Source organism: Amycolatopsis sp. QT-25, from assembly GCF_029369745.1.
Classification (GTDB): Bacteria; Actinomycetota; Actinomycetes; order Mycobacteriales; family Pseudonocardiaceae; genus Amycolatopsis.
Window position 1 is genome coordinate 5,870,436 of the sequence record NZ_CP120210.1, and the last position, 17,847, is coordinate 5,888,282.

Consider the following 17,847-nt stretch of genomic DNA (forward strand, 5'->3'; position numbering starts at 1 on the left):
GCCGTGAACCCGACTGTGCCCCGTCCCCGATGGACGGAGACGGGGCACAGTGGTGATTCTTGTGTTCCGCGCCTGGATCAGGCCTGGCCGACCTCGAACCGGGCGAACCGGCTCACGGTCACGCCGGCCTCGTCGAGCAGGGCCTTGACGGTCTTCTTGTTGTCCTTGACCGACGGCTGCTCGAGCAGGACGTTGTCCTTGTAGTACGCGTTGACCTTGCCCTCGATGATCTTGGGCATGGCCTGCTCCGGCTTGCCCTCTTCACGGGCGGTCGCCTCGGCCACGCGGCGCTCGTTCTCGACGATCTCGGCCGGGACCTCGTCGCGGGTGAGGTACTTGGCCTTGAGCGCGGCGACCTGCATGGCGGCGCCACGAGCGGCCTCGGCGGCGACCTCGCCCTCACCGGTGTACTCGATGAGCACGCCGACGGCGGGCGGGAGGTCCGCACCGCGACGGTGCAGGTACGTGGTGGTGGTGCCCTCGTAGGCGGCGACACGGCGCAGTTCGAGCTTCTCACCGATACGGGCGGCCAGCTCCTGGACCTGCTCGTCGACGGTCTTGCCGTCGAGCGAGGCGGCCTTCAGCTTCTCGACGTCGCTGGTCTTCTCGGCCTTCGCGACCTCGACGATCTTCGCGGCGAGAGCCTGGAAGTCCTCGTTCTTCGCGACGAAGTCGGTCTCGGAGTCGAGCTCGATCAGCACGCCGCCTTCACCGGCGACAAGGCCTTCGGCGGTGGCGCGCTCGGCGCGCTTGCCGACGTCCTTCGCGCCCTTGATGCGCAGGAACTCGACGGCCTTGTCGAAGTCGCCGTCGTTCTCCTCCAGCGCCTTCTTGCAGTTCATCATGCCGGAGCCGGTCAGCTCGCGGAGACGCTTCACGTCTGCGGCGGTGTAGTTCGCCATCGTGGGTGTGTCCGTCCTTTTTCAGGTACGAGAAAAGTCTTTGGGGAAGTCACCCGTGGGGCCGCCCGGAGGCGGCCCCACGGGCTGGGTGCATCAGGAGGAGGCGGTGGCCTGCTCGGCCGGGGCCTCGGTGGGGGCCCCGGTCGCGGCGGCCGCTTCCTTGGCGTCCGCGGCGGCGGTCTCGGAGCCGGCGAGCAGCTCCTTCTCCCACTCGGCCAGCGGCTCGTCCGTGGCGACGCCCGCCTCGGGCTTGGCGTCGGCGGAGGAACCGTTGCGGCTGGAGCGGGCCATCAGACCGGCGGCGGCGGCCTCGGCCACGACCTTGGTCAGCAGCGCGGCCGAACGGATCGCGTCGTCGTTACCCGGAATCGGGTAGTCGACCTCGTCCGGGTCGCAGTTGGTGTCCAGGATCGCGACGACCGGGATGTTCAGCTTGCGAGCCTCGCCGACGGCGATGTGCTCCTTCTTCGTGTCGACGATCCACACGATGCTCGGCACCTTGGCCATGTCGCGGATACCGCCGAGGGTCTTCTCGAGCTTGTCCTTCTCACGGGTGAGCGTGAGGATCTCGCGCTTGGTCAGGCCGGCGAAACCACCGGTCTGCTCCTGCGACTCGAGCTCCTTCAGGCGGAGAAGACGCTTGTGCACCGTCTGGAAGTTGGTCAGCATGCCGCCGAGCCAGCGCTGGTTCACGTAGGGCATGCCCACGCGCGAGGCCTCGGAGGCGATGGCTTCCTGCGCCTGCTTCTTCGTGCCGACGAACATGATGGTGCCACCGTGCGCGACGGTTTCCTTGATGAACTCGTACGCACGGTCGATGTACGTCAGCGTCTGCTGCAGGTCGATGATGTAGATGCCGTTGCGCTCGGTGAAGATGTAGCGCTTCATCTTCGGGTTCCACCGACGGGTCTGGTGCCCGAAGTGCACGCCGCTGTCGAGCAGCTGCTTCATGGTGACGACGGCCATTGCCGGAATCAACCTCTTCTGTGTCGTGCGCGCCCGGCTCCGCCGGAACGCGCTCATGCGGTTCGTCGCTTTCGGCCGGGTGGCCGATCGCCCTGGTGCCGATGCTCGGGCCCGGACCCGGGAGTGCAGTGACCCCAGGGACCGCCGGGCCGTGTGCCCCCGGTTGTCCTGACCCTCCGTGAGGAGATCGGCCATCGGGGGCGCGCACGTGCACGCGAAGTCAGTCCGCTGACGCGGACCGCGCAAAAGAGTCTACTCCCTGTCGCCATCGGGTACCGCACCGGCAGCCCCTGATGAGAGCGGTTGTCCACAACCGCTGCGGTAATCCACAGATTTCCTCGTCCAACCCCCCGCACCCCATCGTTGCCCCAGCCTGGAACACATGACGATGACAAGCTGTTCCCGCCCTGTCACCAGGCATTCCTTCGCGATCGACCGCACCGGCGGCAGGCATCGCCGCCCGGGGCACCCTCGACACCTTCCCCGCCTCGCGATCCTCGCGACCTTGCTCGCGATCTTGGCGTCGGCGGCGATGCCGGGGACGGCCAGGAGCGCGCCCACACCGCAAGGGCGCCTCTCCTGGCCGCTCTCCCCGGCACCGAGCGTCACCAGGTACTTCGAGCCACCCGCCACGCCGTACGGCCCCGGTCACCGAGGCGTCGACCTCCTCGCGCCGCCGGGCACGAACGTGCTCGCGGCCGCCGAAGGCGTGGTGATGTTCGCCGGGCAGGTGGCGGGTCGCGGGGTGATTTCGATCGATCATGAAGGAGGCCTGCGCACCGCCTATCAACCGCTCGTGCCGACGGTCACCGCGGGTGACCAGGTTTACCGGGGTCAAGTGCTCGGAACGCTCGCGACGGGCCATCCGGGCTGCCCGGAGCCGGCGTGTCTGCATTTCGGCGTCCGCAAGGGCGAGGAGTACGTGGATCCGCTCGCCTTGATCGGTGAGCCGTCCGAGATCCGCCTCAAACCCTGGGAAGGAGATTGAGCGACCGTTTCGGCAAAGTTGCGCCTGGACATACGTGTTGTCCGCGCAAGCACACGTGTCGTCCGCCTGGACACACATGCCGTCCAACCAGTCATACGTGCCGTCCCGCTGGACACACATGCCGTCCAACCAGTCGCACGTGCCGTCCCGCTGGACACACGCTTCGTCCAACCAGACACGTGCCGTCCCGCTGTCACCGGAGCATGCGACCCACCCACGGACGGAAAGATTCTCCGGTAACGCGGCAAGGTTGCGACGCAGGCCTCGGGGCCTTCACAGCTCACCCGAAGCGACTCGGCTGATCGTCGCGGGCCAGGACCAGGCTAGGCCTGCTCGACCAGTTTGGCGCGCAGCCGCATGACGGCGCGGGTGTGCAGCTGACTGACCCGTGATTCGGTGACACCGAGGACCTTGCCGATCTCGGCGAGTGTCAGGCTCTCGAAGTAGTAGAGCCCGACCACGATCCGGTCGCGTTCGGTGAGCTGGGCGATGGCCTGCGCCAGCTGGCGGCGGTTGTCCTGGTCGACCAGGACGGCCACCGGGTCGACGGCGCCGTCGTCGGGCAGGGTGTCGACCAGCGAGCCGCTGTCCTTGCCCGCGGCGACCAGGTCTTCCAGCGCGATGACGCTGGTCAGTTGCAACTGACCGTAGAACTCGCGCAGGTCGTCGACGCTGATTTCGAGCTCGGCCGCCAATTCGGCGTCGGTCGGGGTGCGGTTCAGCCGGGCGCCGAGGCGTTCCAGGGCGCGCTCGGCCTCACGGGCCTTGCTGCGCACCGCCCGGGGGACCCAGTCCTGGGAACGCAGGTCGTCGAGGATCGCGCCGCGGATGCGCTGCATGGCGTAGGTCTCGAACCGCAGGCCTCTGGCGGGTTCGAACTTCTCGATCGCGTCCACCAGGCCGAAGATCCCGGACTGGATCAGGTCACCGACGTCGACATGGGTCGGCAGCCCGGTGCCCACCCGGCCGGCGACGTACTTGACGAGCGGGGCGTAGTGCAGCACGAGCCTGTCGCGCACCATTTGGTCCGGCGACTCGGTGAACTCCCGCCACAAGGCCTGGATCCCGGCGTCCACTTCGTAGCTGGTCCGAGCTTCGGGCGCGACGGCAGGACCGTCGCCGCCGGGACGGTGTTTCCCGGCGGCGACGGTGACATGTGGGTCGGCGGTCATCGGACCGCCGTTCTCAGCATGCGACTCAGAGTGGTCTCCGTGCTCGTGCGGATGCGCGTGCGCCGCCGGTTCGGGCCGCCGGGTCACCTGCCGAGTCCTCCCCGGCATCATCGGGCCCGGGGGTGCGCGCGGTCGTGGATCGCCTTCAGCCGATCGACGGTCACATGAGTGTAGAGCTGCGTCGTAGCCAGCGTAGCGTGACCAAGCAGTTCCTGAACGCTCCGAAGATCCGCGCCGCCTTCGAGCAGATGAGTGGCCGCCGAATGCCTGAGGCCGTGCGGCCCCATGTCGTTCGCACCCGGTACCGAGCCGACGGCGTCGTGGACCACCCGGCGGGCCGCCCGCGGATCGAGCCTGCCCCCCCGCGCTCCCAGGAAGAGCGCCGCTTGCGTCGGCCCCTTCGTTTCCACGGCGAGCTTTCCCCTGCCCTCGTCCAGCCAAAGCCGCAAGGCCGCCTCGGCGGGGACACCGAACGGCACGACCCGTTCCTTGCCGCCCTTGCCCAGCACGAGCACGACCCGGCGGGAGAAGTCGACGTCGCCCACATCCAGCCCGCACAGTTCCGAGACCCGTACACCGGTCGCGTAGAGCAGTTCCACGATGGCACTGTCCCGCAAGGCCACCGGGTCGCGCTGTTCGGCACCGGCGGCTGAGAAGCGCATGACGTCACTGGCTTGCTCCGCTCGGAGGACCCCGGGAAGCTTGCGGTGCGCGCGCGGCGCCACCAACCGTCCGCCCGGATCCGACGCGAGCGCCCCACCTCGATGGGCCCAAGCGGTGAAGGTGCGGGCCGCTGCCGCTCGCCTCGCGAGTGTGGTCCGGCCGGCCCCCTCCTCGCGTTGCCGCGCGAGCCAGCCACGCAGTGTCCCGATGTCGAGATCGGAGAACCGGCCGCCGTTCCCGTCGACGAAGCCCATCAGCGACACCACGTCGCCGACGTAGGCACGCACCGTATGCGCGGACAGCCCGCGTTCCAGCGAAAGGTGCCGCTCGTAGTCGTCGATCAGCTTCCGGACGGGCTCCGGCAGCGCGGCACGGGCGGCGCGCAGATCGGGTCTGCGGGCGCGGTTCCCCGTGCCGTGAGGACCTTCGGACGACGGCATGCCGATCACGCTGCGCGATGTATGGCGGATGGTCAAGTATCGCCGCACCCTGTTGCGGTGTCCGTGGTCGGATCGTGCCGGGATGGCGTCCCGGGTGTAGGCCAGTCAGGTCTTGGCGGCCTGTCTTCGCCACCCTGTGTCACTCCTTTCCGCGAAGCCGTCGAGTTCCAGTTCGGGAAGCAGCGAGCGGACACGCTCGACCGGGATGCCGGACTCGGCCGCGATCCGTTCCTCGGGTCTCGCCGACCGGTCGGACAGCGCGTCGTGCACTCGCAGCGCCTCCGGCCCGAGCCGATCGGTGCGGCGGCGCGGTTTCGAAGGATCCGCGCCCGCCGACCCCAGCCGCCCGGCGGTCTCGAGGATCTCGTCGACCGAGGTCACCAACGTGGCCTCACCGTCGCGGATCAGTGCGTGGCAGCCGGCGGACATCCCCGACGACACCGGCCCCGGCATGGCCATCACGACCTTGCCGAGAGTCCCCGCCGTGGTCGCGGTGTTCCGCGCGCCACTGCGCCTGCCCGCCTCGACCACGACGGTCCCTTCGGTGAGCGCCGCGATGAGCCTGTTCCGCACGAGGAAGCGATGCCGCGCGGGGGAGGTGCCCGGCGGGTACTCGCTGACCACCGCGCCGGTCTTCGCGATGGTGCGCAACAAGGTCGCGTGCTGTGCCGGGTAGCCGACGTCGATTCCGCAGCCGAGCAGGGCGACCGTCGTCCCGTCGGCGCTCAACGCGCCCCGGTGTGCCGCGCCGTCGATGCCGTACGCCGCTCCCGAGAACACCGGGATCCCGCGGCTCGCGAGGTGATAGCCCACTTCGGCCGCGTGGTGCTCGCCGTACCCGGTCGCCGCGCGGGCGCCGACGATCGCGATCGCCTGGTCCACGGCCTCGTCGAGCTTGGCCGGACCGCGTACCCACAGCGCCGGCGGAGGCGCCACACCGGACACGCCCCTGCTCTGGGCCACGGTCAGGGAAAGCAAGGGCCAGGCGGGCCATTCGTCGTCTTCCGGGATGACGAGCCGGGTCTCGAGGGCGGCCGCTAGCTCCAGATCCCGCTCGGCATAGTCGTGCGCTCGCCTGGCGGCCGTTTCGTCGCGCACGTTCGGCGGACACTCGGCACGCCTCACTCGTTCCGCCGCGGCGACAGGGCCGTGTTCATCGACGAAGCGGGCCAAGGCGGGTGCCGGAGGTTCGGCGACGCGCAGAAGGTACGACCGCGCGATCCGTTCGGCTTCGAATTCACTCATCCGGATGACCTCTCCCGGAAGTTCAGCGCCGCCGCGACTTCTTCCGCCTCCGGTTTGTCCGTGCCTTTCAAATCGGCGAGGGTCCAAGCGATGCGAAGGCAGCGGTCCGCGCCACGCGCGGTGATCGCGCCGCGTTCCAACGCGCGGTCCAGCAACGCCGTGACCTGCGACGGCAGGGCGAACTCGCGACGCAGTGCCGGACCGGGCACCTCCGCGTTCGTCGACCAGCCCTGTTCCGCCCACCGTTTCCCGGCCCGCTCGCGGGCTTCCAGCACCCGTTCCCGGACGGCCGCCGACGCTTCGGGAGGCTCGCTCAAGTGCGCGCTGAGCGCGGAAAGCGGACGCAGCCGAACTCGCAGATCCACCCGATCGAGTAACGGCCCGGACAGCCGGCCCAAATACCGCCTTCGCACGGTCGCCGAGCAGGTGCAGTCGGCGTCTTTCGCCGGGGCGCACGGGCAGGGATTGGTCGCCAGCACCAGCTGGAAGCGTGCCGGGTACCGCACGGAGCCCTTGACGCGCGTGATCCGTACTTCTCCCTCTTCGAGCACCGTGCGCAGCGACTCCAGCCGCTCCGGGCCGAATTCACACACCTCGTCCAGGAACAAGATCCCCCGATGTGCCCGGCTGATGGCGCCGGGCACGGCGAGTCCACTGCCGCCGCCGATCAGCGCGGGCACGCTGATCGAATGATGCGGCGCGACGAACGGCGGGACGGTGACCAGCGGTTCGGCCCGCGAAAGCGAGCCGTCGATCGAATGAACCGCTGTCACCTGCAACGACTCCTCGGCGGACAAGCGCGGGAGAAGGCCTGGAAGGCGCTTCGCGAGCATCGTCTTGCCCACCCCGGGAGGACCGGTCATGAGCAGGTGATGCCCACCCGCCGCCGCCACCTCCAAGGCCCACCGCGCTTCCGGCTGTCCCACGACGTCGGCGAGGTCGAGTACCCGCGGCGGCTCCTGGACGACGGACGGCTCGGGCCGGGTGAGTTCCCCTTCCCCCTTGAGCCAGTCCACGAACTCGCTCAGCCGGGCCACCCCGCCGACCTCCAGCCCGTCCACGAGAGCCGCTTCGAACAGCGACTCGGCGGGGACGACCGCTCGCCGGTACCCGGCGTTGCGCGCCGCCAGCAGCCCTGGCAGCACGCCGCGGACGGCCCGCACCCGGCCGTCGAGGGCGAGTTCACCGAGCAGCACGGTGTGGAGCAGCTTGGTGGCCGGAACCGACCCCGTCGCCGCCAGGACCGCGGCCGCGATGCCCAGGTCGTAACCCGATCCCACCTTCGGCAGGTTCGCCGGGGAAAGGCCGAGGATCACCCTCTCGTCCGGCCACGTCCGCCCCGAATTGCGGACGGCCGAGCGGACTCTGTCCTTGGCCTCTTTCAGCCCGGCGTCCGGCAGCCCGACCATCGTCACCTTCGGCGAGCCGCCGCCGATGTCGGCCTCGATCTCGATCATCCTGCCCTCGACGCCGAGCAGCGCGACGGACCAGGCTTTCGCCAGCGCCATTCAGAACGCCGCCTTGATATGGCGCACCTGCGGCCGGGCGTCGGGCCGGGCGACGATCGCGATGATGTCGTAGCGGACCGGGCACCAGCGGAGCATGAAAGCGCGCTGCCACTGGTGCGCGAGACGGCGGATGCGGTCGGCCTTCGCCGGGGTCACCGCCTCGGCGGGAGTACCGAAGCCGACCCCCGACCTCGTTTTCACTTCGCAGAAGATCAGGCGTTTCCTGTCGGTCGCGACGAGATCCAGCTCGCCGTCGCGGCAACGCCAGTTGCGGCTCAGTACGACGTAGCCCGCCTTCTCCAGATGCCGGACCGCCAGTTCCTCGCCCCATCGGCCCAGCTCGATGTGCGGTGCCCCGGCGGAGGGCTGTTCGGCCGTGTTCATCATCTCGATCCCCCTCAACGATCGTCACAGTGCGTGTGCGATCAACGCTGCCAGGGTGAGCGGATGGGGACCAGGCTCGATTCCGGCGCCTGTGGACAACTGGGGTGTTGTGGATGGTTCGGCCGTCGCAGGGGCTCGACGGACCAAATCGTCGGCGGCCTGTGCTAGGCCGCCCTCGAATACCAGAAGGCCCCCTTCACGTGCCTGGACACGGTGAAGGGGGCCTTCAGGCGTAATTCCGGAGATCAGCCGGAGAACGGACCGTCTTCCGGTAATCGGAGATCCGGCTTGTCGAGTTCCTCGACGTTGACGTCCTTGAACGTGATGACCCGGACGTGCTTGACGAACCGTGCGGGCCGGTACATGTCCCAGACCCACGCGTCGGACATGCGGACCTCGAAGTACACCTCACCGCCGCCGTCGCGCACCTGCACGTCGACGGCGTTGGCCAGATAGAACCGCCGCTCGGTCTCCACCACGTACGAGAACTGGCCGACTATGTCGCGATACTCGCGGTAAAGCGAGAGCTCCATCTCGGTCTCGTACTTCTCGAGATCCTCTGCGCTCATGAAATCCGCGCCCCTCCTCGCGATTTTGCTGCTATTCCAGCGGCGGAGCGTTCATTGTTACCCACGTACGGGCCGAGGGCACGTATCGGCACGCTCGGGTTTTCCAGCGCGGCGACAGTGAGCACGACCGGGTGAGGCGGCCGCACCCGGTGCGCGGCGGCCGCGGTGGCCACGTTCGCGTACGACCAGCGATGGACCGGACTCGGACCGTGCGTGTTCAGCGCGGCGCCGTGGTCGGTGGTGCTGTATCCCTTGTGCACGTCGAAGCCGTAGTGCGGGTGGACGTCGTGCAGGTCGCCCATGATCCGGTCGCGGGTGACCTTGGCCAGCACGGACGCGGCCGCCACGCACGCGACGGCCTTGTCCCCCTTGATCACGGGGATGCTCGGGGCGGGCAGTCCGGACACGCGGAATCCGTCGGTCAGGACGTAGCCCGGCGTGGTCCGCAACGCCGAAACCGCACGTCGCATGCCTTCGAGGTTCATGACGTGGATGCCGAACAGGTCGACCTCGGCCGCCGGGACGACGATGACCGCGTAGTCGACGGCACGCTGGACGACCCGGTCGTACACCCGGTCGCGGGCCTTGGCCGTGAGCATTTTCGAGTCGGTGAGCTCGGGCAGCCGCGCGGCGTCGCCGGGACGCAGCACACAGGCGGCCACGACGAGCGGGCCGGCGCAAGCACCGCGCCCTGCCTCGTCGACTCCGGCGACGGGCCCGAGGCCCCGCCGGTCCAGCGCACCCTGCAACCCCCAGAAGAGGTCGCCACGCACCACTGCCCGCGGCGGCCGAAGCGGCTCGGCCGGTGTGAGCGGTACAGGAACTCTCAAGGCCTTACCGCCTCCGGTCGACCGCCTTGCGCACTCCGGACGACATCCGCCTGCCGAGGAAGACCACGGGCCACGCCGCGGCGACACCGACGCCCAGGGGAAGCCCCTGCTGCCAGGCCGGCGCACCGAGCGCCAGCGGCTGGGCGTTCGCCTGCGGGTTGTGGTCCGAAACGCCACCCCAGCGGCCGGGCGGGAGCACGATGACACGCGCCTTGCCGATGATGTTGTCCACGGGAACGGCGCCGTTCACTCCGCCGTTGCCCTGGAACCGGGAGTCGCTCGAGTTGTTGCGGTTGTCGCCCATCATCCAGACGTATCCGGCGGGCACCTTGACCGGCTCGAACGTCTTCTCGGTGGGTGGCATGCCCTCTTCCCAGTGGACGTACGGCTCGTCGAGCGCCTTGCCGTCCACGACGACGCGGTTGTCGTCGCAGCACTGCACCGTCTGGCCGCCGACCGCGATGATCCGCTTGACGAAGTCGCGCTCGTCCGGCGGCGCGAACCCGATCAGGGATCCCAGCGCGCGGAAGCCGCTGACGAAGATGTTGCTGGACTCCGGCGTCTCGATCTCGCCGACCCACGCAGGCGGGCCCTTGAAGACCACCACGTCGCCGGGACCGGGATCGGTGAAGTCGTACGTGATCCGGTCGACCAGGATCCGGTCTCCCGTGCATCCCGCGCAGCCGTGCAGAGTGGACTCCATGGACCCCGAAGGGATCATGTACACCTTGGCGAGGAACTGCTGGATCAAGATCGTCAGCACGAGCGCGACGACGATCAGGATCGGCAGTTCCTTCCAGAACGACCGCTTCTTGTTGACCTTGCCGAATTTCTTGGCTCCGGATCGGCCCCGGCGGGAGGCCCGGGTGGGGCGCTCCTCTTCGGGGCGATCGGGCTCGTCTTCGGAGGTGTTCTGGGACACGGGTTCGACCACGATGCCAGGTTACCGGTAACCGTGCGGCTACCTACTTGGCGGAGGTCGTCTCGCGGTTTTCGCGGCGTTCCTTGATCTTGGCGGCCTTGCCGCGCAGCTCGCGGAGGTAGTACAGCTTCGCCCGGCGGACGTCGCCGCGCTTGAAGACCTCGACCTCGGCGATGTTCGGCGAGTGCACCGGGAAGGTGCGCTCCACGCCGATGCCGAACGACACCTTGCGGACCGTGAAGGTCTCGCGGATGCCGCCGCCCTGGCGACGCAGCACGACGCCCTGGAAGATCTGGTTGCGCTCGCGGTTGCCCTCGATGACGCGGACGTGAACCTTGAGCGTGTCGCCCGGTCGGAAGTCCGGGATGTCGGAACGCAGTGACTGCGCGTCCAGCGCGTCCAGGGTGTTCATCGGTGGTCCGTCCTCGTCTTCGTATGGCTTACGTGCAGCTTGGGCGCGCAGTGTCGGGCACTGCGACCTACCCGGGGGCTGATGGCGTTCCGGCGGATTTCGCAGACTTGTTTCGTACTTGCGCTACGAGTCAAGTTATTGCGCGTCCACTCACGCCAACCTGTCAAGTATTGCAGACCAGGTCTCAGGCGTTCGACCCGGCCTGGCCGGTGCCCTCGCGCAACCGCTCGAGGACCCCGAGATCGTGCTTGTCGAGGCTATCTTCCGGCAGCTGCCCGATCAGTTCGGGCCTGCGCCGGACGGTGCGTTCCAGCGCCTGGTCACGGCGCCAGCGGTCGATCAGCGCGTGGTTCCCCGAACGCAGGACGTCCGGCACGGCCAGTTCCCGCCAGACCTCCGGCCGGGTGTAGCTGGGGCCTTCGAGCAGGCCGTCGGAGAACGAGTCCTCCTCGGCGGAGCGGGCGTTGCCGAGGACGCCGGGCAGGAGCCGGACGACGGCTTCGACCATCACCAGTACCGCGGCCTCGCCGCCGACCAGTACGTAGTCGCCGATCGAGACCTCGTCGACGGGCATCCGCCGGGCGGCGTCGTCGATGACCCGCTGGTCGATGCCCTCGTAGCGGCCGCACGCGAACACGAGGTGCTCCTCGGCGGCGTACTGGTGGGCCGTGGTCTGGGTGAACGGCCGTCCGGCGGGGGTGGGGACCACGAGGCGGGTGTTCTCGCCGCAGACCTCGTCCAGGGCGGGGCCCCAGATCTGCGGCTTCATCACCATTCCGGGCCCGCCGCCGTACGGCGCGTCGTCGACCGCGCGGTGGACGTCGTGCGTCCAGTCCCGCAGGTCGTGCACGCCGACCTCGATGAGGCCGCGGTCGATCGCGCGGCCGAGCAGCGCGGCGCGGAGCGGGTCGAGGTATTCGGGGAAGATCGTGACGACGTCGAGGCGCATCAGGCGTCCAGCAGGCCTTCCGGCGGGTCGAGGATCACGCGGCCGCCCGCGACGTCGACCGCCGGGACGATCGCCTTCACGAACGGCACCAGTACTTCGCGTCCGTCGTGTTCGATCGACAGCAGTTCACCGGCGGGCGAATGCACGATTTCGAGCACCTTGCCGAGGACCGTGCCGTCGGCGAGTTCGGCTCGCAACCCTTCGAGTTCGTGGTCGTAGAACTCGTCGGGGTCTTCGGTCGGCGGCAGCGCCGAGGTGTCGGCGATCAGCAACGCGCCGCGGAGGGTCTCCGCGACGTCCCTGGTCAGCACCTCTTCGAAACGCACCAGCAGCCGCCCGCTGTGTTCGCGGGCGGCTGCGATGGTGAGGTTTCCGCTGCTGCCGTCACGCAGCTTCGTCGTGACGGCCGAACCGACCGCGAACCGCTGTTCCGGCGAGTCCGTGCGCACGTCCACCGCGAGCTCACCGCGGATTCCGTGCGCCTTGGCGATCCGGCCTACTACGACGTCCATCCCGTTCTGTCCCTGGTCAGCGATCGGTGTCGACGACGTCCACCCGGACGCCGCGGCCACCGATGCCGCCCATGACGGTGCGCAGGGCGGTCGCGGTACGACCGCCCCGGCCGATCACCTTGCCGAGATCGTCGGGGTGCACGTGCACCTCGAGCGTGCGGCCACGGCGAGTGGTCAGCAGCTCGACCCGGACCTCGTCCGGGTTGTCGACGATCCCGCGCACCAGGTGCTCGAGGGAGTCAGCGAGGAAGCTCACGCCTCGGCCTTGTCACCCTCGGCGGCCTCGGCCTTGTCGGCTTCGGCCTTCTTCGGGGCTGACTTCTTCTTCGGCGTGGTGGCCTCGGCCGAAGCCGAGTCACCGGCGGCGGCGAGCGCGGCGTTGAACAGGTCCTGCTTCGACGGCTTCGGCTCGGCGACCTTCAGGGTGCCCTCGGCGCCCGGCAGGCCCTTGAACTTCTGCCAGTCACCGGTGATCTCGAGGATGCGCTGGACCGGCTCGGTCGGCTGGGCGCCGACGGACAGCCAGTGCTGGGCACGCTCGGTGTCGACCTCGATGAAGCTGGGCTCTTCCTTCGGGTGGTACTTGCCGATCGTCTCGATGGCCTTGCCATCACGGCGGGTGCGCGCGTCGGCGACGATGATGCGGTAGTACGGCGCACGGATCTTGCCGAGACGCTGCAGCTTGATCTTGACGGCCACGGGTGTGGGTACTCCTCAGTTCTCTCTGATGCAGGTGGAAGGCGTACGCCGGCCGAGTGGGGAACGGCTGCGCACACCCGAAGGTCCGAAGCTCGGGCACGGTGAGAGGGTCCGGCCAAAGCAGGCAAGCGTACATTCTGCCAGACGCCGGCGGGCCGTCAGAACGCGGCTATCCCGAGCGAGCCGAGCAGGATCGTCACGGCCGGGAGGAAGTTGTTCACCTGATGGGCGACGACGCTGCCGAGCAGCCGTCCGGTGAACACCCTGGCGAGCCCGATCGGGATCGCGATCACCAGCAGCAGCGTGGTGCGCAGCGGTTCGAGGTGGCTCGCCGCGAAAACGGCCGTGGAGACCAGGAACGCCGCGATCCTCCCCCAGCGTTCGGTGCGCCACGTCAGCCGTTCCACCGCGCCCCACAGCAGGCCGCGGTAGATGATCTCCTCGCAGATCGGCCCGACCAGCCACAGGTAGACGAACATGACGACGGCGGCCGAGACCGACATCCGCCGGTCTTCCACGAGCGCGCTGATCGCCGAGGTGGCGTTCTCGTTGCCGACGACCTGCGTCCAGACGTAGGCGGCGAGCGAGGTGAACCCGAGACCGAGCAAGCCGAGCTTGAGCCCGAGCTTGACGTCGGCCCAGCTCCAGCCGATCCGCAGGTCGATGCACGGGCCGTTGCCCCGCAACCGGGTGATCAGCAGCGCGACCCCGGCGGCGATCATCGTCGGCACCATCGTGCCCAGCAGCACCATGCGCATCGGCAGGGGCTGGCCGGGCCGGACGTCGCCGAGCAGGACGCTGATGAACGCCGCCGACGCCAGGAGGACGGCTTCCACCAGGAGGAAGGCCCCGAATCCCCAGCGATGCGACGGTGGCGGGTCGAGCGCGGCCACCTCACCTCCGGCAGCGAGTTCGTCCGGCGGCGCGGCCTCGGGGATCGGCTCCCTGGGCTGAGATACGGTCACGCCGATCCTCCGGTGATCGTTCGGTTACTCGAAGACTCTAACCGCCTGGACCGGCGATCACCTCGCCGCGAAGAGCAATACCGCCGGGGGGAGGTTGTTGGCCGCGTGCGCGATGACGGACGCGCTCACCCTGCCGGAGAGATAACGGGCGAGGCCGATGGCGATGCCTTGACCGAACAGCGCGATCGTGCGCGCGGCTTCCCCGTGCAACTGGGCGAAGACCAGCGCGGTGACCAGCAGGATCACCCACGACGGCAGGCGGTGGAAGCCCATCGCGTTCCACAGGGTGCCGCGGAAAAGCAGTTCTTCGGTGACCGGGGCGGCGAGGACGACGATGACCGCGGCCAGCACCAGCCAGACCGTGTCGCCTTCGGTGGTGCCGGACAGCTCGGTGATCGGGCCGGGCGAGACGTCGGAGAAGGTCCTGTCGTCGCTGTCGGTCCCGTAGACGGCGAGCAGGAGCAGGTTGAGGAGGTAGCCGGCGGCGAGCGCGGCCGCTCCGCAGGCGAGCCCGATCCGGACGTCACGCCAGGTGGGCTTGAGCCCGAAGTCTTCGCGAAGCCCCTGTCCCCAGAGGCGGGAGCCGATCGCCGGGCCGAGACCGAGTACGAGGGTCGGCAGGAACGCGAGGATCAGCAGCGGGCCGACGTCACGAAGCTCGAGTGGGTCGTAGCCGCCGAAGCGGCCTGACATCACGAAGCTCATCACGAGCGTGACGAGGTGATATCCGGCGATGCCCGCGAAGAACGCTACGAAGCCCCAGTGCGCTCCGAGCACCAGACGCTCGCGAGCCTGCCCGTCGTCCACCACGCCTCCACGCTAGGTGCCGCTCCGGTCACGCATGGAGGCGGGTCAGGCGTGGATTTCGCCACGCAGGACGATATGACTCGGATGCCGTAACACCGCGAGATCCTCACGCGGATCGGACGGGTAGACGAGCAGATCGGCCGAAGCGCCCTCGACGATTCCGGGCACGCCCAGCCACTCGCGGGCCGCCCACGAAGCCGAAGCCAGCGCCTGCTCCGGTGTCATCCCGGCCTTGTGCAGGGCCTCGATCTCGTCGACGAGCCTGCCGTGTTCGACCATGCCACCCGCGTCGCTTCCGGCGTACACCCGCACGCCCGCCTCGATCGCCGTCGACACCATCTCCCCCACGCCGGCGTGCAACGCCCGCATGTGGCCGGCGTACACCGGGTATTTGCCCGCCTTGTCGGCGATCCCGGGGAAGTTCTCGATGTTGATCAGGGTCGGCACGAGCGCGATCCCGCGTTCGGCCAGGACGTCCAGCTGGTCCGGGAGGAGTTCCGTGCCGTGTTCGAGGCAGTCGATCCCCGCGGCGATCAGGCCCGGCAACGCGGCCTGGCCGAAGACGTGCGCGGTCACCTTGGCGCCCTCCGCGTGGGCGACCGCGATGGCCTCGGCGAGGACGTCGTCGGGCCACAGCGGCGCCAGATCCCCGACGCCGCGGTCGATCCAGTCGCCGACGAGTTTGACCCAGCCGTCGCCGTCGCGGGCCTGTTCGGCGACCGCCTTCGGCAGTTCGGCGGGGTCTTCGAGTTCGATGCCGAGGCCCGGGAGGTAGCGCTTGCGCAGGGCGAGATGCCGTCCGGCGCGGATGATCCGCGGCAGGTCGGCGCGCCGCTGCAACGGCCGGACGTCGATCGGCAGCCCGCAGTCGCGGATCAGCAGCGTCCCGGCGTCGCGATCGGTGATCGCCTGTTCGGCGGCCTCTTCGAGGGTGGTCGCGCCACCGGCCCCGATACCGGGGTGACAGTGCGCGTCGACCAGCCCGGGAACGAGGAAGCCTTCCCGGACCACGGTTTCCGCTCCGGCGACCGGTTCGCCGGTGATCCGGCCGCCGGTGACCCACAGCTCACGGTGCTCACCGTCCGGCAGGACCACGCCTGCCAGGTGCAGCGCCTCCACGGGCTACTTGTCCTTCGGCAGCTTGAACTTCTTCGGGTCGAAGCCGGGGATGTCGTTCATGCCGCCGAGCTGGGAGAGGTCGGGCATCCCGCCGCCGGCGCCGGGCATCCCGCCCGGCGGCAGCATCGGCATGCCACCGGGGAAGCCGCCGCGGACCTTGGGCTGCGTCGGGCCGCGCCCCTTGCCCTTCTTCCCCTTCTTGCCCTTGCGGTTCTTGCCGCCGCCGCCTCCGCCGCCGAAGCCGAAGCGGCCCGCCATCTGCGCCATCATCTTGCGCGCTTCGAAGAACCGGTTGACCAGGTCGTTGACGTCGCGGACGGCGACACCGGACCCCTTCGAGATCCGGACGCGGCGCGAGGCGTTGATGATCTTCGGGTCCGCCCGCTCGGCGGGGGTCATGCCGCGGATGATCGCCTGCAGCTTGTCGAGCTGCTTGTCGTCGACCTGCGCGAGCTGGTCCTTCATCTGCCCGGCGCCGGGCAGCATGCCGAGCAGGTTGCCGATCGGGCCCATCTTGCGGACCGCGAGCATCTGCTCGAGGAAGTCCTCCAGGGTGAGCTGCCCGCTGCCGAGCTTGGCCGCCGTCTGCTCGGCCTTCTCCTGGTCGAAGTGCTGTTCGGCCTGCTCGATGAGGCTGAGCACGTCGCCCATGCCGAGGATCCGGCTGGCCATCCGGTCCGGGTGGAAGAGGTCGAAGTCCTCGAGCTTCTCACCGTTCGAGGCGAACAGGATCGGCTGGCCGGTGACCTGGCGGACCGACAGCGCGGCACCACCGCGGGCGTCACCGTCGAGCTTGGTGAGCACGACGCCGGTGAAGCCGACGCCGTCGCGGAACGCCTCGGCCGTGGTGACCGCGTCCTGACCGATCATCGCGTCGACGACGAACAGCGTCTCGTCCGGCGAAACGGCGTCGCGGATGTCCGCGGCCTGCTTCATCAGCTCTTCGTCGACACCGAGACGGCCGGCGGTGTCGACGAGCACGATGTCGTGCTGCGCGCGTTTGGCCTCGTCGATGGCGCGGCGGGCGACGTCGACCGGGTCGCCGACGCCGTTGCCGGGCTCCGGCGCGAAGACCGCGACCCCGGCCCGCTCGCCGACGACCTGCAGCTGCGTGACCGCGTTGGGGCGCTGGAGATCGCAGGCGACCAGCATCGGCGCGTGGCCCTGCTTCTTCAGCCACATCGCGAGCTTGCCCGCGAGCGTCGTCTTACCGGCACCCTGCAGACCCGCGAGCATGATGACCGTCGGCGGGTTCTTCGCGAACGTGAGCCGCCTGGTCTCGCCGCCGAGGATGGTGACGAGTTCCTCGTTGACGATCTTGATGACCTGCTGGGCCGGGTTCAGCGCGCCGTGCACCTCGGCGCCCTTGGCGCGCTCCTTGATCCGGGCGATGAAGGCCTTGACCACCGACAGCGCGACATCCGCCTCGAGCAGCGCGATACGGATCTCACGCGCGGTGGCGTCGATGTCGGCGTCGGAGAGCCTGCCCTTGCGAGACAGGGTCTGCAGGGCGGACGTGAGCCGATCGGAGAGGGTGTCGAACACGGGTGTGCACGCTCCAGCTGGGTCGTCGTGGCTTGCCGGTACGGACCGACGGCTTTCCAGGGTAGTCGGTGTCCGGGCCCGGCGGTCGACGCGGTTGCGGACGAGGCCGCCTGTCCGGACTCCCCGGCGAGGTCGTCGGCCGCCTCTTTCCGCGTCGGTGGAGCCGGCGGAGGTACCCGGACCGGGTCGCGGACGACGCCTCGGTGTTCCAGGCCTGAGGCAGAGGAGCTCCGGGACCGGCCGCCCCTCG

Annotated in this window: 20 protein-coding genes; 1 reads left to right on the forward strand and 19 read right to left on the reverse strand. The window is 69.3% G+C overall.

Annotated elements, in window-relative coordinates; all coding sequences use genetic code 11:
• Positions 1 to 77: 77 nt before the first annotated feature.
• Entirely contained in the window at positions 78 to 902 is an 825-nt protein-coding gene (tsf, locus tag P3102_RS27205; RefSeq protein ID WP_276362853.1) for a translation elongation factor Ts, read from the reverse strand.
• 93 nt (positions 903 to 995) lie between these two features.
• The gene (gene rpsB, locus P3102_RS27210; protein ID WP_276362855.1) at positions 996 to 1,868 is read right to left on the reverse strand and encodes a 30S ribosomal protein S2; all 873 of its coding nucleotides are present in this window, start codon (positions 1,866 to 1,868) and stop codon (positions 996 to 998) included.
• Between the two features lie 382 nt (positions 1,869 to 2,250).
• Here rpsB and P3102_RS27215 point away from each other — a divergent pair, with 382 nt between their 5' ends.
• Positions 2,251 to 2,856 carry a M23 family metallopeptidase gene (locus P3102_RS27215; protein WP_276362856.1) on the forward strand — a complete coding sequence of 202 codons (606 nt, stop codon included), beginning with the start codon at positions 2,251 to 2,253 and terminating at the stop codon, positions 2,854 to 2,856.
• A gap of 323 nt (positions 2,857 to 3,179) precedes the next feature.
• Here the strand turns inward: P3102_RS27215 and P3102_RS27220 are convergent, their stop codons facing one another.
• The 17 genes from P3102_RS27220 to ffh form a co-directional block, all read right to left on the reverse strand.
• A complete protein-coding gene (locus tag P3102_RS27220; protein WP_276362858.1) occupies positions 3,180 to 4,115 on the reverse strand; it encodes a FliA/WhiG family RNA polymerase sigma factor in 936 nt (311 codons plus the stop codon).
• 20 nt (positions 4,116 to 4,135) lie between these two features.
• Positions 4,136 to 5,131, reverse strand: coding sequence for a tyrosine recombinase XerC (locus P3102_RS27225; protein ID WP_276362859.1), 996 nt, complete (start codon positions 5,129 to 5,131; stop codon positions 4,136 to 4,138).
• A gap of 105 nt (positions 5,132 to 5,236) precedes the next feature.
• Positions 5,237 to 6,376, reverse strand: coding sequence for a DNA-processing protein DprA (gene dprA, locus P3102_RS27230; protein ID WP_276362861.1), 1,140 nt, complete (start codon positions 6,374 to 6,376; stop codon positions 5,237 to 5,239).
• Positions 6,373 to 7,884 carry a YifB family Mg chelatase-like AAA ATPase gene (locus tag P3102_RS27235; protein ID WP_276362862.1) on the reverse strand — a complete coding sequence of 504 codons (1,512 nt, stop codon included), beginning with the start codon at positions 7,882 to 7,884 and terminating at the stop codon, positions 6,373 to 6,375. Before P3102_RS27235 ends, dprA begins: the two co-directional genes overlap by 4 nt.
• Positions 7,885 to 8,271: a YraN family protein gene (locus tag P3102_RS27240; RefSeq protein ID WP_276362864.1), complete on the reverse strand. Its 387-nt coding sequence runs from the start codon at positions 8,269 to 8,271 to the stop codon at positions 7,885 to 7,887.
• Between the two features lie 242 nt (positions 8,272 to 8,513).
• Positions 8,514 to 8,837, reverse strand: a complete 324-nt coding sequence (locus P3102_RS27245; protein WP_003096226.1) for a DUF2469 domain-containing protein — start codon at positions 8,835 to 8,837, stop codon at positions 8,514 to 8,516.
• Positions 8,834 to 9,613 carry a ribonuclease HII gene (locus tag P3102_RS27250; RefSeq protein WP_276371367.1) on the reverse strand — a complete coding sequence of 260 codons (780 nt, stop codon included), beginning with the start codon at positions 9,611 to 9,613 and terminating at the stop codon, positions 8,834 to 8,836. Before P3102_RS27250 ends, P3102_RS27245 begins: the two co-directional genes overlap by 4 nt.
• A gap of 58 nt (positions 9,614 to 9,671) precedes the next feature.
• Positions 9,672 to 10,601: a signal peptidase I gene (gene lepB / locus P3102_RS27255; RefSeq protein WP_276362865.1), complete on the reverse strand. Its 930-nt coding sequence runs from the start codon at positions 10,599 to 10,601 to the stop codon at positions 9,672 to 9,674.
• A gap of 31 nt (positions 10,602 to 10,632) precedes the next feature.
• The gene (rplS, locus tag P3102_RS27260) at positions 10,633 to 11,001 is read right to left on the reverse strand and encodes a 50S ribosomal protein L19 (protein ID WP_005154717.1); all 369 of its coding nucleotides are present in this window, start codon (positions 10,999 to 11,001) and stop codon (positions 10,633 to 10,635) included.
• Between the two features lie 184 nt (positions 11,002 to 11,185).
• Positions 11,186 to 11,950: a tRNA (guanosine(37)-N1)-methyltransferase TrmD gene (gene trmD, locus P3102_RS27265; RefSeq protein WP_276362867.1), complete on the reverse strand. Its 765-nt coding sequence runs from the start codon at positions 11,948 to 11,950 to the stop codon at positions 11,186 to 11,188.
• A complete protein-coding gene (gene rimM, locus P3102_RS27270; RefSeq protein ID WP_276362869.1) occupies positions 11,950 to 12,462 on the reverse strand; it encodes a ribosome maturation factor RimM in 513 nt (170 codons plus the stop codon). Before rimM ends, trmD begins: the two co-directional genes overlap by 1 nt.
• A gap of 16 nt (positions 12,463 to 12,478) precedes the next feature.
• Entirely contained in the window at positions 12,479 to 12,718 is a 240-nt protein-coding gene (locus P3102_RS27275; RefSeq protein WP_003103110.1) for an RNA-binding protein, read from the reverse strand.
• Positions 12,715 to 13,161 carry a 30S ribosomal protein S16 gene (gene rpsP, locus P3102_RS27280; protein ID WP_005154724.1) on the reverse strand — a complete coding sequence of 149 codons (447 nt, stop codon included), beginning with the start codon at positions 13,159 to 13,161 and terminating at the stop codon, positions 12,715 to 12,717. Before rpsP ends, P3102_RS27275 begins: the two co-directional genes overlap by 4 nt.
• 158 nt (positions 13,162 to 13,319) lie before the next feature.
• Complete coding sequence (locus P3102_RS27285) at positions 13,320 to 14,126, reverse strand: type II CAAX endopeptidase family protein (RefSeq protein ID WP_276362870.1); 807 nt, start codon at positions 14,124 to 14,126, stop codon at positions 13,320 to 13,322.
• A gap of 57 nt (positions 14,127 to 14,183) precedes the next feature.
• The gene (locus tag P3102_RS27290) at positions 14,184 to 14,933 is read right to left on the reverse strand and encodes a CPBP family intramembrane glutamic endopeptidase (RefSeq protein WP_276371368.1); all 750 of its coding nucleotides are present in this window, start codon (positions 14,931 to 14,933) and stop codon (positions 14,184 to 14,186) included.
• A 45-nt stretch (positions 14,934 to 14,978) separates the two neighbouring features.
• Complete coding sequence (locus P3102_RS27295) at positions 14,979 to 16,052, reverse strand: amidohydrolase family protein (protein WP_276362872.1); 1,074 nt, start codon at positions 16,050 to 16,052, stop codon at positions 14,979 to 14,981.
• A gap of 3 nt (positions 16,053 to 16,055) precedes the next feature.
• Positions 16,056 to 17,597, reverse strand: coding sequence for a signal recognition particle protein (ffh, locus tag P3102_RS27300; protein ID WP_276362873.1), 1,542 nt, complete (start codon positions 17,595 to 17,597; stop codon positions 16,056 to 16,058).
• Positions 17,598 to 17,847 lie beyond the last annotated feature (250 nt).

Coding starts and splice junctions, on each gene's coding strand:
- P3102_RS27245 (WP_003096226.1), bottom strand. CDS start 8,837: ATGAGCGCAGAGGATCTCGAGAAGTACGAGACCGAGATGGAGCTCTCG.
- trmD (WP_276362867.1), bottom strand. CDS start 11,950: ATGCGCCTCGACGTCGTCACGATCTTCCCCGAATACCTCGACCCGCTC.
- P3102_RS27235 (WP_276362862.1), bottom strand. CDS start 7,884: ATGGCGCTGGCGAAAGCCTGGTCCGTCGCGCTGCTCGGCGTCGAGGGC.
- P3102_RS27215 (WP_276362856.1), top strand. CDS start 2,251: ATGACGATGACAAGCTGTTCCCGCCCTGTCACCAGGCATTCCTTCGCG.
- tsf (WP_276362853.1), bottom strand. CDS start 902: ATGGCGAACTACACCGCCGCAGACGTGAAGCGTCTCCGCGAGCTGACC.
- P3102_RS27240 (WP_276362864.1), bottom strand. CDS start 8,271: ATGATGAACACGGCCGAACAGCCCTCCGCCGGGGCACCGCACATCGAG.
- dprA (WP_276362861.1), bottom strand. CDS start 6,376: ATGAGTGAATTCGAAGCCGAACGGATCGCGCGGTCGTACCTTCTGCGC.
- P3102_RS27225 (WP_276362859.1), bottom strand. CDS start 5,131: ATGCCGTCGTCCGAAGGTCCTCACGGCACGGGGAACCGCGCCCGCAGA.
- rimM (WP_276362869.1), bottom strand. CDS start 12,462: ATGGACGTCGTAGTAGGCCGGATCGCCAAGGCGCACGGAATCCGCGGT.
- rplS (WP_005154717.1), bottom strand. CDS start 11,001: ATGAACACCCTGGACGCGCTGGACGCGCAGTCACTGCGTTCCGACATC.
- rpsB (WP_276362855.1), bottom strand. CDS start 1,868: ATGGCCGTCGTCACCATGAAGCAGCTGCTCGACAGCGGCGTGCACTTC.